Annotated in this window: 14 protein-coding genes; 6 read left to right on the top strand and 8 right to left on the bottom strand. The window is 44.9% G+C overall.

Features of this window, described 5'->3' with window-relative positions:
- Positions 1 to 106 precede the first annotated feature (106 nt).
- Complete coding sequence (locus ACXAFJ_RS07300) at positions 107 to 1,051, top strand: alpha/beta hydrolase (protein ID WP_475322453.1); 945 nt, start codon at positions 107 to 109, stop codon at positions 1,049 to 1,051.
- Between the two features lie 143 nt (positions 1,052 to 1,194).
- On the opposite strand, the gene ACXAFJ_RS07295 is transcribed toward ACXAFJ_RS07300, so the two are convergent.
- On the bottom strand, positions 1,195 to 2,400 hold the full coding sequence (locus ACXAFJ_RS07295) for a cystathionine beta-lyase (RefSeq protein ID WP_475322451.1): 1,206 nt from the start codon (positions 2,398 to 2,400) through the stop codon (positions 1,195 to 1,197).
- A gap of 130 nt (positions 2,401 to 2,530) precedes the next feature.
- Complete coding sequence (cls, locus tag ACXAFJ_RS07290; RefSeq protein WP_475324081.1) at positions 2,531 to 3,985, bottom strand: cardiolipin synthase; 1,455 nt, start codon at positions 3,983 to 3,985, stop codon at positions 2,531 to 2,533.
- A 354-nt stretch (positions 3,986 to 4,339) separates the two neighbouring features.
- On the opposite strand from cls, the gene ACXAFJ_RS07285 reads away from it, so the two are divergent.
- From ACXAFJ_RS07285 to ACXAFJ_RS07270, 4 genes are all read left to right on the top strand, one after another.
- Positions 4,340 to 5,683, top strand: a complete 1,344-nt coding sequence (locus ACXAFJ_RS07285; RefSeq protein ID WP_475322450.1) for a sodium-dependent transporter — start codon at positions 4,340 to 4,342, stop codon at positions 5,681 to 5,683.
- 193 nt (positions 5,684 to 5,876) lie between these two features.
- A complete protein-coding gene (locus tag ACXAFJ_RS07280; protein WP_475322448.1) occupies positions 5,877 to 7,490 on the top strand; it encodes a methyl-accepting chemotaxis protein in 1,614 nt (537 codons plus the stop codon).
- Between the two features lie 119 nt (positions 7,491 to 7,609).
- Complete coding sequence (locus ACXAFJ_RS07275; protein ID WP_475322447.1) at positions 7,610 to 8,296, top strand: TIGR01621 family pseudouridine synthase; 687 nt, start codon at positions 7,610 to 7,612, stop codon at positions 8,294 to 8,296.
- On the top strand, positions 8,293 to 9,237 hold the full coding sequence (locus ACXAFJ_RS07270) for a class I SAM-dependent methyltransferase (RefSeq protein WP_475324080.1): 945 nt from the start codon (positions 8,293 to 8,295) through the stop codon (positions 9,235 to 9,237). The genes ACXAFJ_RS07275 and ACXAFJ_RS07270 overlap by 4 nt, the downstream gene beginning before the upstream one ends.
- A gap of 49 nt (positions 9,238 to 9,286) precedes the next feature.
- On the opposite strand, the gene ACXAFJ_RS07265 is transcribed toward ACXAFJ_RS07270, so the two are convergent.
- The 5 genes from ACXAFJ_RS07265 to ACXAFJ_RS07245 form a co-directional block, all read right to left on the bottom strand.
- Positions 9,287 to 9,895: a CDP-alcohol phosphatidyltransferase family protein gene (locus ACXAFJ_RS07265; RefSeq protein ID WP_475322446.1), complete on the bottom strand. Its 609-nt coding sequence runs from the start codon at positions 9,893 to 9,895 to the stop codon at positions 9,287 to 9,289.
- Positions 9,896 to 9,934: 39 nt separating this feature from the next.
- Positions 9,935 to 10,594: an ATP-binding cassette domain-containing protein gene (locus ACXAFJ_RS07260; protein ID WP_475322444.1), complete on the bottom strand. Its 660-nt coding sequence runs from the start codon at positions 10,592 to 10,594 to the stop codon at positions 9,935 to 9,937.
- Positions 10,594 to 12,285: an ABC transporter permease gene (locus tag ACXAFJ_RS07255; RefSeq protein ID WP_475322443.1), complete on the bottom strand. Its 1,692-nt coding sequence runs from the start codon at positions 12,283 to 12,285 to the stop codon at positions 10,594 to 10,596. The genes ACXAFJ_RS07260 and ACXAFJ_RS07255 overlap by 1 nt, the downstream gene beginning before the upstream one ends.
- 3 nt (positions 12,286 to 12,288) lie before the next feature.
- Positions 12,289 to 13,428 carry an ABC transporter substrate-binding protein gene (locus ACXAFJ_RS07250; protein WP_475322442.1) on the bottom strand — a complete coding sequence of 380 codons (1,140 nt, stop codon included), beginning with the start codon at positions 13,426 to 13,428 and terminating at the stop codon, positions 12,289 to 12,291.
- Positions 13,429 to 13,738: 310 nt separating this feature from the next.
- Positions 13,739 to 14,209, bottom strand: coding sequence for an META domain-containing protein (locus tag ACXAFJ_RS07245; RefSeq protein WP_475322440.1), 471 nt, complete (start codon positions 14,207 to 14,209; stop codon positions 13,739 to 13,741).
- Positions 14,210 to 14,439: 230 nt separating this feature from the next.
- On the opposite strand from ACXAFJ_RS07245, the gene ACXAFJ_RS07240 reads away from it, so the two are divergent.
- Complete coding sequence (locus ACXAFJ_RS07240) at positions 14,440 to 14,700, top strand: DUF1289 domain-containing protein (protein WP_475322439.1); 261 nt, start codon at positions 14,440 to 14,442, stop codon at positions 14,698 to 14,700.
- A gap of 90 nt (positions 14,701 to 14,790) precedes the next feature.
- On the opposite strand, the gene ACXAFJ_RS07235 is transcribed toward ACXAFJ_RS07240, so the two are convergent.
- Positions 14,791 to 15,021, bottom strand: coding sequence for a hypothetical protein (locus ACXAFJ_RS07235; protein WP_475322437.1), 231 nt, complete (start codon positions 15,019 to 15,021; stop codon positions 14,791 to 14,793).
- Positions 15,022 to 15,128 lie beyond the last annotated feature (107 nt).

Raw genomic sequence — 15,128 nt, 5'->3', positions numbered from 1 at the left:
AGTATTGTAGTGGGTGAGTTTTATTGTGTCGTTTCTAGTCAAATATTGTCTTATTCTCGCCGCAACGATCAGTGCGTTTTTAAGCGCATCAATTTTAGGTTCAGAAATGAAAACAATCTTATTGAAAAGTGACTCACTAAATGAGTCGAAGCTGAAAGTTAATCCTACTCGAGAGGTGCTGATTAGCCTACCACCATCATATCAATCAGAATCTGCTCGCCGATATCCTGTTGTGTATTTACTGCATGGGTTAGGGGGGCAAGGGAGTTCTTGGTTTCATGAAGATAGCGATGGACTGAATATACATAAGACCCTAGAAAATCTGTATAAAACGCAACAGATCGAAGAGATGATCGTGGTAGTCCCTGATGCTTATGAAGAACCTTTTCTTGGCGCTTGGTATGTAAACTCTGTCGTAACGGGTAACTGGGAAGATTTTATTCATGAAGAACTTGTTGGTTACATCGATCAGAACTTTAGAACGATTGCAGATCGAAGCGCGCGCGGTATTGCGGGGCATTCAATGGGTGGTTATGGCGCATTTCGAGCAGTGTTCACCAGACCAGATTTGTTTAGCGCGGCCTACCCAATGAGCACGGGAATGCCTCATGTTTCGTTGTTTGACTTTTTTTCCCAACCGGGTATGTCGTTTGAAGATTTAAATCTTGCGTTGAAACAAGAACCAGAATCTTGGCCGTTTGAGGTGTTGTTCTTTTACTCGCTTGCGGTCTCGTTTACTCCGAGCAATGAAGCTCCTGACTTTTATCGATTCCCGCTAACTCCCCAACATATTGAAGCGTTTAAAGCTCAGACATTAGATTCAATCCTTAGCCGTAACTTAGAAAAGATAAATCAGTACTCACCCATTATTAAATATGATGTCGGAAACCAAGATCTATACCTTGTCGAGCCGATAAACAACTTGCACAGAAGCTTGGTTAAAACTGGGTTACGTTTGGATTATCGTGTTTACGATGGAGATCATAGCAGTGATCTTCCGAGAATCGTGGAAGAACAGCTGTTCCAATTCTTCAGCCAAGTTTTCTACTGAGGACTATACTTAAATAACTTTACGATGAGCTGTTCAGGTTGAGTTTACTGGTCATCCTAGAGTTTATCGGTCTCGTGTTGGATTAAGAAGCAATAAGCTCACCGTAGGACGTGAGCTTATTGCTTGGAAGGAAACATCAGAATCTAAACATTCGATTCTTTTTCAAGAATTAACGAATTGTAGCGCGCAAAACCTCGTTCTAAATCGGCAATCAGATCTTCGACATCCTCTAGACCAATGTGGAGTCGAATCAGTGTCCCTTCAAAATTAGGATTAGCCACACTTCTCAAACGTTCAAATGACTTAGGTTCGTTAGCAAGGATAAGGCTTTCAAAACCGCCCCAAGAATAACCCATACTAAAATGTTCCATGCCATCAAGTAAGGCTGTCGTTGCCCTCGGGTAGCTGGTTTTGAGCACAAAAGAGAACAAGCCACAGCTGCCAGCGAAATCGCGTTGGTAAAATTCATGGCCGGGGCAGCTCTCAAGAGCTGGGTGTCGAACATGATCCACTTCTGGTCGAGATTCAAGCCACTTAGCGACCGCTAGACTGTTCTCATGGTGCTGTTTCAGTCTCACATCTAACGTGCGAAGCCCCCTTAAACCTAAGTAAGCATCGTCCGGTGACACACACTGACCCATCAAGTAGCTTTGTTCTCGTAGTTGTGGCCAGAGTTCCTCCCTAGCGACAGCCGTTCCCAGCATGACATCCGAATGCCCAACAATGTATTTGGTGGCGGCTTGTATGGATATGTCGACACCATGCTCAAAAGGAGAGAACAATACCCCCGCAGCCCAAGTGTTATCTAGCATCACAATGACATCATGTTCGTGCGCAATACGAGATAGCGTTGGAACGTCTTGAACTTCCATGGTGATAGAACCTGGAGACTCACAGAACAGAACCTTGGTGTTTGGCTGAATCAAGTCTTTAATATCCGCCCCAATTTCTGAAGGATAATAAGTAACCTCAACACCGAGCTTTTTAAGCATGACATCGCAAAAATCGCGAGTTGGTTCGTAACAGGTATCCACCATTAAGATATGGTCGCCTGTTTCCACAAAAGAAAGGATAGCGTTGGAAATAGCGGCCGTTCCGCATGGGTACAGTGCACAACCAAAACCACCTTCTACTTCAACCATGGCTTCTTGAAAAGCAAAGTGTGTCGTTGTGCCGCGACGTCCATAAAATAGGGTTTTATTAGCTCGATTAACTGTTGCGTGGTGCTTTTCGGCAACCGTATCAAACACGACCGTCGACGCTCTTTGAACAGGTGGGTTCACAACACCATTGGTCCATTTTTTACTGCGGCCCGCGGTGACGAGACGTGTTTTCTTTCCCTCTGACATATTGTTTCCTTTTGATACGGGTGTCGTTGACTTCTGGGCAGTATAACCAATTGAATACGGATTTGTTTACTGATTGATATAGCGAATTCAAATAGTTAATTTGCTTTGATTCTAGTTGGGTATGTCTGTACTAAAGTAGAGGGTTAAACAGGTAAAAAACTCGTTCCAAAAAGCGCCATTTTAAACTGCGCTTTTGCCAATCATGCTCTAGGACTTGTTTGGACTGTTCGATGTACCCAACTTGAAGTTTGGACATGGTTTGAGTGAACTCTAAATCATCAACGGCGAGGGTGAGTTCAAAATTGAGCCACAAACTTCGCATATCAAGATTAACAGTACCAACCAGACAAAACTCATCGTCTATGACAACAGATTTGGTGTGTAATAGCCCACCGTCAAATTCATAAATCTCAACGCCAGATTTAAGTAATTCACTATAAAAGCCGCGCGATGCCCATTGCACCATAGTTGAATCGTTTTGCATTGGGATAATCAGCTTAACTCGGATGCCGCGCTGAGCTGTCATCTTTAACGTTTCAAGAAGATCTGAGCTCGGGACAAAGTAGGGTGTAGTGATAGTTAAAGAATGCTTGGCCTGATGTATCGCCATAATCAATACTTGGTGTATCAGATAATCTGGCATACCAGGGCCTGAAGGAACGACTTGGATGGGGTTGCTGGCTTGTTCAAACTCAGTAGGTGCTTCTGGCACTTGAGGTAAAAACCTCTCTCCCGTTTCTACTTCCCAATCCCAACAATGGATAGCGCTAAGTACACTGACCGTAGGCCCGGTTACCCGAACCATGATATCGACCCATTCACCGAGTCCCGCATCTTGCTTAAAGTGTTTTGGATCAACTAGGTTAAGCGAGCCAGTATAGGCAATCGATTCGTCTATCACGACTATTTTGCGATGCTGACGTAAATCTAATCTGCGTAAGAATACTCGGTAAGCTTTGACTTGCAGAGCTTCAACCAACTCTATCCCGGAATCTCGCATCATCTTAGGCCAATGGCTGTTAAAGAATCTATGGCTACCAGCAGAATCTAGCAGTAGTTTCACTTGCACTCCTCGCCGGGCAGCTTGGATGAGCGCCGCTGCGATAGCATCTGCTTGTCCACCGGGGTGCCATATATAAAACGTCATACGTACCGACTGCTTGGCTGATTCAATATCTTGCAGGATGTGGTCTAGCGAATCGTGAGTATCAGTAAACAGCTGCAGGTGGTTGCCTGCTAGCGCTGGTAAACCAAGTCGATGGTTACAGAGTTGGTCGACTCGATATATTTGACGGCTAAAAGTCTCGGGCGCGTGCGCGTTGCAATCATTTAGTGATAAAAACCACTGTTTGAAAGGTGCAAACATGTCTTTGGCACGCTCTGCTCGCTTACGTCCGAGGTTGTGTTCACCAATCAAAAAATAGCCGATGACACCGAGTATGGGAACGATGTAGATGATCATTAGCCAAGCTAAAGAAACACTGACAGCACTGCGCTTTAACACCACACGTATCGTAACCCCAGCGACCAGTAGCCAATATAAAACGATCCCGGCAATAGTTAAGTAATGGTATAGCTGCTGCATAGCTGCGTTAGTCATCTCTTTTAGACACACTATCTGTAATTTACAACGAAACGAACACTGAGCAAATCAGAGATAGCAAGTTTTTCTTAGAGGATAAATGTTAAACGTAGAATCAGCCGATTTTACGGCTTAGGTTGGAGGTATATGTTAGTTTTTGGTTAAATTGACAGCGATTGACGAGGAACTATTTATTAGAATTAGTTAAATGCACGCATTGGGGTTCCAATTTTAGATTTAAACTGGTTTACTTGCCACCTACAGCATAATTGCTGATAAAACTATTAGGCGTAAAAAAGGATTTACGCTTTTTATCTTGTTTGTAAACATTTTTAGCTCTAGGGTGGAATTTAAACAATGGCAGGTCAATCACGAGGTCATTTTACAACAAGGATGGGGTTCATCATGGCCGCTGCAGGTTCTGCAGTTGGACTTGGCAATGTTTGGGGTTTCCCAACTAAAGCTGCCAGTAATGGCGGTGCCGCATTCCTTATCATTTACTTAGCTATGGTCGTTCTACTGGCATTCCCTATGCTGGTTGCTGAACTCACCATTGGTCGTTACGGACAATCAAACCCAATTTCATCACTGAAAAAAGTTTGGAAAAACAATCGCGCTGCGGCTGGCCTATTTGGCGTTATTGCCATGATCGCTGCATCTCTTATTCTAAGTTTCTACTCTATCCTAGCTGGATGGCTGATCGGCTTTGCAGGCGCGCCAACGCTAGAAGTGATTGGATTTGAAAGTGCGGCAAGTTGGTTAACCGAATTTAGCGGCAGCCGTAACCTTGTTCTGGCGGTTCTATTCTCTGTACTAACCATTCTTGTCGTTAAGAACGGCGTAGCTGACGGTATTGAAAAGTGGTCAACCCGTTTAATGCCAACGTTGTTCGCGTTGTTTGCGGTGATGATCGTCTACATCTTCACTCAAGACGGTGCGATGGAAGGCCTCAAAATGTACTTGGTACCTGACTTTAGCCAAGTGACACCAACGCTGGTCGTTGATGCAATGGGCCAGGCGTTCTTCTCACTATCTCTGGGCGTTGGCTCCATGATGGTGTACGGGTCATATTTGAAGAAAGACGTGAACCTACCAAAAACAGCAGGTCAAGTTGCTGCAATTGATACAGGTGTTGCACTAGGTGCCGGCTTGCTGATCATTCCAGCCATGTTTGTTGCTAAAAACAATGGTGTTCAAATCTTTAACGATGCTGGACAATTGATGAGTTCAGGCGACTTGGTGTTCGCAGTTCTTCCTTCTATGTTTGATACCATGGGCAGTATTGGCGTTCTGGTTGGAACGGGCTTCTTTGTTCTTATGGTCATTGCAGCATTAACGTCATCAATCTCGTTGCTAGAAGTACCCGTAGCTTGTGCGCAAGATGAGCTGAAAATGCAACGTAGCACAGCTGCGTGGGTGATTGGTGGTGCGATTTTGGTACTGAGCGCGGTTATTTCACTCAACTTTGGTGCACTGTTTGGCATCATTGCGGATATCTCTACCGTATACATGCAGCCGTTACTTGGCGTGGTATGGGCTATCGTTGTTGGATGGATTTGGCAGCGCAATCAAGTACTCAACGAGCTGAAGGAAGGCAATCCGGAAATTGAACAGACTCTGTTCTGGAAAATCTGGCCTTGGTACGTAAAGTTCATCTGTCCTGTTGCGATTCTAACTGTGTTTGTTGTTTCGATAATGTAAGAAAAACAATAACAAAAAGAGATATCGTACTCAGTTTTGTAAAAACCTCCTCTGGGAGGTTTTTTTACGCTCATGTCTTGCCGTTACCGGCCGCTATACTTACCGAAAGTTATAAAAACTATAAAAATCTCAAACCAATACCTATTGTAATGGTGGGTTTGTAAATCATTTGTTCGCAACAAGGGCACATCAAATGAAGTTATCTGTTCGCAAAAAGCTGTATTTAGCATTCGCCAGTGTATTGACGATCTTGGTCATTCTGGATGGAACTATCTGGTTAAAAGTAAAAGGGGCACATGACTTAGCCGAAGTGGTGAGACAAGATGACGTTCCATCGGCACTGGCTTACACAGGTTTAGTCGATGATGCCGGCGACGTCTACCGCGATGCACTAAGACTGATTCTAAAATCTCCTGGCGCTAGAGATGACATGTTAGCCAATCATAAGGAGTTCTTAGTTTTCCTTGAAAGAGTGAAGTCTCTAGAGGAGCCAGGCTCAGAAGATATGGCCGTGGTACTCAGAGCCGAGAAGCACATGGAGCAGTTTCTCTCCAAGCTAGACACACAAGTTGTTCCATTATTGGAAAAAGGGGAGAGTGAGGCAGCACTCTACAAGGTGTTGTCCAGTATCTATCAAGAGCACCTTGTGCCGATGGAAGACGAATTAGATGCTGCAACGACCGATGAGCGTCAAGACACCGAAGCGGCATTAATGACTATTCTTGAAACATTTTCGGAAATTGAGCTTAACATCGTTTACTTAACGGTATTTGCTGCTGTTCTTATGGTGATCATCGCCTACTTAATCTCATCATCAATAACCAATCGTTTAGAAAAACTGGAACAAGTCGCAAGTTTAGTGGCTAAAGGCGACCTAACAGCAGACACCATTGTCGATGAGTCGGGGGATGAGCTTTCGAAACTGGCTCGCGCTATCAATATGATGCAGAAAGAGCTAAGAGAGCTTATTGGTGCGATTGGCAGCGTATCAACCGAAGTCAAAGACGTCTCTAACACGTTAGCAAGCACCAGTGATGAAATGGAGCAGGGAGCCAATACCCAGGCCGATAAGGCAAATCTTATTGCAACGTCTGCTGAGCAGCTGAATATGACCATTGATGAGGTCGCCCAGCAAGGTGCAGCTACTCTTGAAGAAGCCAAACAATCTGGTGTGCATGCTGAGGACGGTCGTAAAGTCATCGTCGAAATGGTGAAAAGCATAGAAGATGTGTCTCAGAAGATGAAGGTAATGTCATCTGAAATGGGGGAACTCGGCGCGCAGGGTGAGCAAATTGGTAGTGTGATACGCGTGATCCAAGATATCGCCGAACAGACGAATTTATTGGCGTTAAACGCTGCGATCGAGGCGGCTCGAGCAGGTGAAATGGGCCGAGGCTTTGCTGTTGTTGCAGATGAAGTAAGAGCATTGGCTGAACGTACTTCGAAAGCGACTGCTGAAGTTTCAAGCATCGTAGAGGCCATTCAAAGTGGTACGCAAAATGCGGTAAGCGCCACGGAGTCGAATTATCTATCTGTTGAACGAAGTGTTGAGCACAGTAGTGGAGCTGTCGCAGCGTTAGAAAACATCGTGGCGGGAGCGGGCAACGTTCAAAACATGGTAAACGGCATTGCGACAGCAACAGAAGAGCAGGCCGCAGTAACCAAAGAAATATCCAGCGATATTACTTCTGTTAGTGATGTGGCAGCGCAGTCTCTCAATCTCGCCCAATCAAGTAATCAGTCAGCAAAAGGCTTATTGCAAAAGGTCGATGAATTAGAACTTTTGGTTCGTCGTTTTAGCTTGTAGGCAGAACTCTAAAACAAGAATAAGGGATAGCGAATTGATTTATCAAATCAGCTATACCCTTATTGCGGTCACTTCTATATACTCAGCGCGTCTAGCCTGCAGCCACGCCTTTTCCATCAATGTTTGATCTCTTTTACCAGCATTCCGACTTCGTTGTTGTCAACAAACACGCTAACGTCTCTGTTCACAAAGATGAGCAAGACACCGCCTTTGTCGGTTATGTCGAGCAGAGTTTGAATATCGAAAAGCTGTATCTTGTGCATAGATTGGACAAGATGACGTCTGGGTTACTCATTTTAGCGAAAAACTCACCAGCGGCTTCTTACCTGTCTAGCTTGTTTGCCAATCGTGAAATAGAAAAGTATTACGTTGCGATTGGCAACAAAAAGCCGAAAAAGAAACAAGGCTTAGTGAAAGGAGATATGGAACGGTCTCGCCGAGCATCTTGGAAACTCTGTTCGAGTCAGAACAATCCTGCAGTGACACAGTTCTTCTCTGCGCCTGCGGGCAGTGGTCATCGCCTGTTTTTGTGTAAACCTAAAACGGGCAAAACGCACCAAATCCGCGTTGCACTTAAATCCATTGGCTCTCCAATTTTAGGTGATCCTATTTATAGCCACGCCAATGAAGCAGACAGAGGTTATTTGCACGCGTATGCGCTGCGTTTTCATTATCAACAAGAGTCGATTGCTATCGTCTGCCCACCCGATAGCAATACGTCTGGTGAATATTGGCAAACAGCTGAAACCTCACAACAACTTATCGAGTGGCAACAGCCATGGAATCTAAACTGGCCCAAACTATGAATCTCTTGCAGTTACCCACACTTATCTCTCACCTGAATGAAAAAGCTGCCGAGTCCAATGGCGATCTACAGCGATGGTTTCATGGGCGAGGGCGTTGTTTTCAAGGGTTGGAACAAATCACGGTAGATTGGATTTCCCCAACTGTGTTAATTAGTTTGTTTAAGCCAGTAGAGCAAGACTTCTATCAAGAACTGACCGCACATGTATTGCAATGGCATTCGGAGTTGGATGCGAAAAGCAATGAACGATGGATTCATTCCATTGTGATTCAGCACCGCTATGACCAAGCACAAGAACTTGATGTGATTGTTGGCGAACTCCAAGCCGATATAGTAGGTGTAGAGAACCAGCTTATTTATCAGTTAAAGTTAGGCAGAAACCAAAATATTGGCCTGTTTTTGGATATGGCCAACGGCCGTAAATGGGTCGCGGATAACGCTGAAGATGCCAACGTGCTTAATCTATTTTCTTACACCTGCGGTTTTTCTGTGGCTGCGGTGTCTGGTGGCGCAAAACAAGTTGTCAACGTCGACATGGCGAAGTCTTCGTTATCGACAGGCCGGAAAAATCATCATCTAAATCAACACGATTTGCGCAAGGTGAAATTTTTGCCTTACGATATTTTAAAATCTTGGGGAAAAATTAAGAGAAGCGGTCCATATGATCTGATAATCATAGACCCACCGTCATTCCAGAAAGGCAGCTTTGCACTCACCAAAGATTACCAAAAGATCTTACGTCGCTTAGACGACATGTTAGCTGAAGGTGGGCAAGTATTAGCGTGTGTTAACTCTCCAGCGGTCAATAGCCAATACCTAATTGATCTCATGGCAGAACATGCGCCAAACATTCACTTCAACCGCCGATTAGACAACCCCGAGGTGTTCCAAGACAGCGATCCTGAAGCCTCGTTAAAGGTACTCCTATTTCGCAAGCAGTAATGCGTACTAAAAAGCAGCTGCGTTCATTAGAATTAACCCAAATGAACGCTCATCCCTTTAAGGTGTGAAAACCGGAGTAGATACGCGTCGCGGTAGTAAACCAACATGCGCTGCCGAATACCCATGCAATAACTGCAAACCAACTAGGAAACAAACACATCAGTATAAAACAGGCGATGGTTTCTGTACCTTCAGTCAGCCCACTCATGTAGTAGAGAGACTTGTTTTGGTAAACGGGGTTTTCGATATTCCGCTTACTTGCTAGGGTAGCAAAGGCCAAAAAACTGCTGCCGGTGCCAACAAAAGAAAAAATCAGAAATGCCCCGGCAATGGCATTGAGTTCAGGATTGGCAAGAACAAACCCAAACGGCACCGCCGAGTAAAAAAGAAAATCTAGGCTGATGTCTAAGAAGCCACCAGCATCTGTGGTGCCCTGAATCCTTGCGAGTGCACCGTCAACACCATCAGCGATTCGATTAATCACTATGGCGACCAACGCAAGCTCGTAAGATTGAAATGCTAGTGCGGGAAGTGACAATAGGCCAACTAAAAAACCGAAGACGGTCACTTGATTCGCTGACATACCCTTGCGATCGAGGTGCTGTGCACCCCATTCGAGCGGCTTTCGGATTACTTGAATACTGTATCTATCTAGCATGTTTTACTCTTTACCTAGATCTAGTGTCTACCAAGATGTTTAGAAACCTTGTGCCGAGCTCTCTGCAAATGAAGAATGGTCTAATCTATAGACCTTTCCACAGCTATCTTGAGGGTCATGAGTAACTAAAATGGTAGGGATATTGGCGTTTCTCAATTGTTCAAACACCCATTCTCGAAAGCGTGCTCTGAGAGCCATGTCTAGTTTACTAAAGGGTTCATCTAGCAAAGCGAGCTTAGGTTTGGCGAGCAGCATTCTAGTGAGACTGATTCTGGCCCGTTGGCCCCCAGAGATTTGCTCGGGATAAGACTCAGCTAATTCACTGAGTTCAATATTAGCCAGAGCCTGAAGTGCTGCTTGCTGTCTCTCGCTTTTTTTTATCTCATTAGGCAGAGCAAAAGCTAGGTTTTGCCAAACGTTTAGGTGTGGAAACAGCAAGTCATCTTGAAACAGAATACCGACACGTCGCTTATGTGGCGCTACGTTTTTCAGTGATTGGTCATTGAGAACAATATCACCAGAAAAATCGAACTCGTCTGCTAGGTGACCAGCAATGGCATTGAGTAATGTCGACTTTCCGCAGCCACTTGGGCCCATGATAGTCGCTATTTCACCTGCTTTAACTGTTAAAGTGACTGGCGAAAACAACCGTGCGCCATCAGCTTTAAAAAGGGTGATATTGTTGAGCTCAAAAGCCATTAAACGTTGAATCCTTTAGAAAAATTAGGTGATTGTATTCGCCTTTGCACTCTACCAATGGAGGTGAACTTTGCAATGAGTAGTGCACCAGCAAAGAAAACCAATGGCAATGCTGCTTGCCACAACGCGTAGATTGCGGTCACGCGTCTGTCAAAACCACTTGAAACCGCAACTGCCTCGGTGGTAATTGTGGAGACCCGACCCGCTCCTAACATTAACGTTGGTAGATACTGCGCCAAGCTCACACTGGCACCAATAGCAAAACCGTACAAAAGAGCCGGTGCAAGGAGCTTAGCCTTAACAGTGAAGAAAACCGATAAGGGGGAGTGTCCCAAACTCATCGCAACTTTGGTGTAGTGATTTTCATAGCTTTTCCATGGTCCATCTAATGCTAAGTAAACAAAAGGAAAAGCAAAAAACACATGAGACCAAATTACCCACAACATAAATTGGTCGGCAGCAAGCCAAAGTGTGGTGACTTGAATGCCGAATAGGAGAGATAACTGAGGAATCAGCATCGGCAAGGCAATCACGTAATCGGGTAAAGCCTTGGCATGACGTATCTTAAATTCGTGAGCAAAAATCGCCAGTATCAAGGCGATGGCAGCTGCAGTTATCGCAAGCGTCAAACTTTGATAAATAGTCGGCCACACGTTTATCCATTCGTTTTGCCAAAATCGTGTACTGAATTGACTGGGTAACAGATCGGGGAATCGCCAACGCTGCGCAAAAGACCACAACACAAACAATGGCACCATGAGGATAGCTAGCAAGGAAAGTAGTAAGAAAACAGTTTTACCTGGAAGGCCGCTTCCAGAGCGCCCACTGAACTGCCAAGAATTACCCCAAACCGTGATAGCTTTTTCAATAATTACTACTAGAAGTAGGAGGGAGCTAGTTAACAATAACAGGATCAGCGCACCAGAGGCGTTGCGCGGCAAAAATGACAAGTCAGGGTCTGCGAACCATTGCCATACCAACACCGAGAAAGTGGGTGGCAGAGAAGGACCAAGTATCAGCGCCAAATCAACCACGGATGCGCCATAAGCTATCACCGCGAACAAGGCAAAACGCATTTTTGATAGCCACTGGGGGAAAATGGTCTTCCACCAAGCTTGAGCGTTGGAATAACCAAGTGATTGGCTTACCTTAAGTTGCTGGTCAAGTTTGAGCTGTTTGAGTATCGGAATGCTCATCAATAGCAAAAAGGGCACTTCTTTCAGTGCCAATGCTAAGGTTAAACCCAGTCCCCATTGGTCTTTAATAAAGATAGGGGCGCCGGACGTATCCACTTCAACCCCAGTAAGGGAAGCCACGAGTCTCGCTCCAAATCCTGTAGGCGCAAAAAGAAACGCAAACCCAATGGCAAATGCCACGTGTGGCATTGAAAGCAGCGGGCTAAGCATGCCTTCTATTCGCTGCCAGGCTTTGTTTTGCCAAAGTGTCTGCAAAATAGAGAAGGTCAGCAACAGTGCGAGATAGGTGCTGAAAATAGAGGTAGAAATCGTATGCAGTAGAGAGGTCGATACACCTGGCCAGCGACTAACGGCTACAAATCCCGCAAAGTTCAATTGAGTTTGACCAACACTCGGTGCGTAGCCAAAGGCCGTTATTGCTGCGCCAATTAACCCAGGTATGGTGGGGGCAATACAAATTAGCAGCAGCAATAAGTAGGTGAATCTTAGTAGCATTAATTATTGGCCGTATCGCTTTTGCCACTCAGCTTCTAGCGCACCCTGCCAGCTCGGGTGAGGTTCGGCTATCGATTTAAACAAAGTTGTATTTTTTGCGCTTCCGGTTAAGGCTGAATTTTTCAACACAGATGGATCACCCCAAATGGTAACATCACCTTTACGAGACTGAGCTTTTGCACTTAACAAGAAGTTAATAGACACCAAAGCTCCTTCTTTTGCATTGGCATTCCACGGAATCGCTAAGAAGTGGATGTTAGAAAGTGCACCTGCGTCCATGGCATACGCCTTAGCGGATTGAGGCAAACTGCCTTCAATTTGTGCTGAGAACACGGCATTTGGATTAAACGTTAGCGCCAAATCTAGCTGACCATCATCAAGTAGCTGGATCATCTCAGCTGAATTGGCTGGGAACTGTTTTCCAGAGCGCCACGCCACTGGGTGTAACTCATCTAAGTATTTCCACAATGGTGCAGTAATGGTGGCGAATGTTGCATCATCAACTGGCTGGCTTAGCGCAACATCATTGTCAATAAGTTCAATCAGCACAGATTTTAAGAAACTGGTTCCGTGAAACGCTGGTGGCTTGGGATAGCTAATGCGGTTTGGATAAGCCTTTGCGTAGCTAAGTAGCTCGGCATAGGATTTTGGAGGGTTGTTGAGTTTGTTTTCGTCGTGAATGTAGACTAATTGGCCCACACCCCAAGGCGCCTCTAATCCTTCGGTTGGTTCAGAAAAATCGCTGTCTACTGGTAGAGATTTGTCAACAAATTGCCATGATGGAAGCTCTTCAACAAAAGGCCCGTGGAGCAGATCATTGGTCTTCATATATTTAAAGTTTTCACCATTGATCCAAACCATGTCAACGCTGCCACCGTCGTTCTTGCCAGCAGTTTTTTCAGCAAGTAAGCGCGCCGTCGTTTCAGCGATGTCAGTCACCTTAACGTGCTTAAACGTTACGCCATAACGTTGTTGTAACTCTTCACCTGCCCAACGCAGATAGTTGTTGATTTGCTGGCTTCCGCCCCATGCGTGGAAGTAAACGGTTTGGCCTTTGGCCTTCTCTGTTACATCGTGCCAATCTTGTGCAGCAGCACCAAATGAAACTAGTGCAGCTGTGGCAAAACTTAAGAGCCTTTTCATAATTGTCCTTAACTATTTCGGTTAAACCTTTGGGGTAAAAATTCGCGCACCACTTGAAATCGGTCATCACGAGCTCATTGCGCTAATAGACCGTGTTGCTACGTGTTTTTATTCATTGTAGCGAAGATATTTTTTCTTTTGTATTTAGTGGCTTACTTTATGAACAATTTACTGGGTTTTGTGACTTCTGGTCATAGGAGGTGGGATGGTATGCACGGAATATTATCAGAGAGTAGCGCAAGGTCTATTTGATGAGTGTCGCTTGCCTAGATTGAGCAGCGACACGTTACTCGGGTGTGAGAATATTTTTCTAATCAGAAACTGGTACTTGTTGGTATTCAAGAATGTGTCGGCTGTTGCGAAGGTATAGGGTGTCACCATCGAACTGCACTTCGCTCTCAAACGACAAGGTATCTGCGACGGCATTTTCCACAGTCATCGCTGCTGTGCCGCACATCATTCGTGTCATGGCAATGTGTTTGATGCTGATTGAGTCTTTACCGATTTCAATTGGGCCGAAGAAATGATTGCAACCCGCGTGGCCTGCTGCTGTCTCTTCATCACTAAATTCAATAGCAGGTCTTTCGCGTAATGCTGTCACATCGATAGACTGCCCATCAATTTTCTGCAGCTCCCAACGAGTATTAAACAGATGAGAGACGTCAAATTGAGTGGCGGGCTTTGGAGTCTGCCCACAAGCGGATAGAGTCATTGCGACAAGAATCAAAGCCAATTTTCCGCTATTCTTTTTGATGAGCGGTAGGGACTTGAAACACTTCATAATAGAGATCCTGATCCAACTGAATGCGTTAAAGAGATAATAGGTTAGCTATTCACTTTGTGTTGAATAGATTGATAGCCAGCAAGTATACGCCGTTTTTGATGCGCAATCACATGAGTATTTCTAAGTGACGTACGTGTCTCAAAAATGAGTGATAATCTGTTCATATGATTCGAGCCGCGGTTAAGTTGATGTAAACAAACGTGATGCTGAGATAAAGGAGGTAGGTTATGGAGCAACTAGAGTTCTTTGTTGTACCCAGCCCTTGTGTCGGCATTTGTACGGTAGACGACAAAGGCTATTGCCATGGCTGTATGAGAAAGCGAGAAGAAAGATTTCGCTGGTTAGAGATGTCGCCAAGTGAGCAACTTCATGTCATTAAGTTGTGTCGTCAGCGTTATCGTCGGAAAAAATTTGGAAAGCCCACGCCGAAGAACAAAGAACACGAGGAGCAGAACACTCAACCAGGGCTTTTTGATGATTCGGAATAAATGCCCAAGCTACTTCGAGGCAAACTGTCTTAGCAATAGTTGAAGCTAGAGCAAAGAGCTCTGCTGAAGTAACTTGGATTAGTAGGGGCACTATTTGGATTGACTATCGTACCAATCGTTGCTGACATACCCACCGGCACGCTCATCGTAATGTACACCTGCAAAACTGCGGAATTCGGTTTGCGGCTCTGATTCTTTATTCTGGTTATCGAGTAGAGATTGTATTCGTACAACCATTGGGTCTAGGCTTTGCCGCCTTTCTTGACTAACCGCCACTTCTTTTATCATTTGTAATCGGTAGGAATTGCTAGCACGTTTCATTCATTAGGACCTCCATGGTGTGAGACACTCCTAAAACTTAGACAGCATATTCTGCGAGATCAAAGTCACATTTGATTATTTTTTATTCAGATTGAAACGTTAGTGAA

Source organism: Vibrio sp. ABH4_348 (genome assembly GCF_056159765.1).
This window is presented reverse-complemented; position numbering and strand designations above follow the sequence as displayed.